General features: G+C 70.7%; 1 protein-coding gene. It reads right to left on the bottom strand.

Annotated elements, in window-relative coordinates; genetic code table 11:
• Positions 1 to 1,722, bottom strand: a 1,722-nt coding sequence (locus ACFV7R_RS04940; RefSeq protein ID WP_385259973.1) for a beta strand repeat-containing protein, incomplete at both ends; no start/stop codon positions are given.

Genomic DNA, 1,722 nt, shown 5'->3' on the forward strand with positions numbered 1-1,722 from the left:
GTCACCGAAGTCGAAGGTGACCGTCCCCGTCGGCGTCCCCGCACCCGGAGCGTCCGCGGTCACCGTCGCCGTCACCGTCACCTCCTCGCCGACCACCGACGGATCCGGCGCGGAGGCCACTGTGGTCGTGGTGTCCGTCGCGCCGACGGTGTGGGCGTCGGTGTCCGAGGAGCCTGCGAAGCTGGTGTCTCCGCTGTAGGTGGCCGTGATGGTGAACGGGCTGCCGGTCGCCGTGGGGTAGCTGTGGGTGGCCGTGGCCGCCCCGCCCACGACGACTCCGATGACCGGCGTGGAGCCGTCGCCGAAGTCGAAGGTGACCGTGCCCGTCGGCGTCCCCGCACCCGGAGCGTCCGCGGTCACCGTCGCCGTGGCCGTCACCTGCTCACCGACCAGGGACGGGTCGGGCGCCGACGTCACCGCGGTCGTCGTGGGCGACTGGTTCACTGTGTGGGTGTCAGTGCCCACCGACGGGCCGAAGTTGCTGTTGCCGGTGTAGATGGCGTTGATGGTGTGGGGGCCTGCCGTCATGGCGGCGGTGGTGACGGTGGCGGTGCCGCCCGTGACGGGAGCGCTGAGCACCGGTCCGCCGCTGATGACGAAGAACACCGTCCCGCCGGGCGTACCGGCGCCGGGCGGGGTGGGTGTCACCGTGGCGGTGATCGTCACCTGCTCGCCGAAGACCGACGGATCGGGAGTCGACGTGACGGTGGTGGTCGTCCCGGCGACGCCGACGGTCTGGGTGTCGGTGCCGGTGGAGGTGCTGAAGTCGGCGTTCCCGGCATAGGTGGCGGTGACGGTGTACGGGCTGCCCACGGCGCTGGTGTAGGTGTGGGTGACCGTCGCCGTCCCGCCCACGAGTGTCACGGTCTCGGGGGGTGACCCGTCGCCGAAGCTGACGATCACGTTACCGGTCGGTGTTCCGGTGCCGGGTGCCTCGGTGGACACCACCACGGTGATGTCGACCGGTTGTCCGACCACCGAGGGATCGGGGCTGGTGGTGACCTCGGTGGAGGTTGCCGCCGCTTCGACGGTCTGGGTGTCGGTGCCGGTGGAGGTGCTGAAGTTGGCGTCGCCGCTGTAGGTGGCGGTGACGGTGTAGGGGCTGCCGGAGGTGCTGGTGTAGGTGTGGGTGGAGGTGGCCGTGGCACCGACGAGCGGCACCGTCTGAGTGGGGCTGCCGTCGCCGAAGTCGAAGGTGACCGTCCCCGTCGGAGACCCCGCACCCGGCGCGACGGCAGCAACCGTCGCAGTGAACGACACCTGCTCCCCCACCACCGACGGATCCGGATCCGAGACCACGGTGACCTCCGTCCCGGCCGCGGTCACCGTGTGCGTGTCGGTACCCGTCGAGCCGGTGAAGTTGCCGTCACCGCTGTAGACCGCCGACACCGCGTACGGACTGCCGGAGGTGCTGGTGTAGGTGTGCGTCACCGTCGCCGTACCACCGGCCACCGCCACCGTCTCAGTGGGACTGCCGTCACCGAAGTCGAACGTGACCGTCCCCGTCGGAGACCCCGCACCCGGCGCGACGGCAGCGACCGTCGCAGTGAACGACACCTGCTCCCCCACCGCCGACGGATCCGGATCCGAGACCACGGTGACCTCCGTCTCCGCCGCGGTCACCGTATGCGTGTCGGTACCCGTCGAGCCGGTGAAGTTGCCGTCACCGCTGTAGACCGCCGACACCGCGTACGGACTGCCGGAGGTGCTGGTGTAGGTGTG

The sequence above is a fragment of the Streptomyces sp. NPDC059866 genome (assembly GCF_042731325.1).
Taxonomy (GTDB): Bacteria; Actinomycetota; Actinomycetes; order Streptomycetales; family Streptomycetaceae; genus Streptomyces; species Streptomyces flavusporus.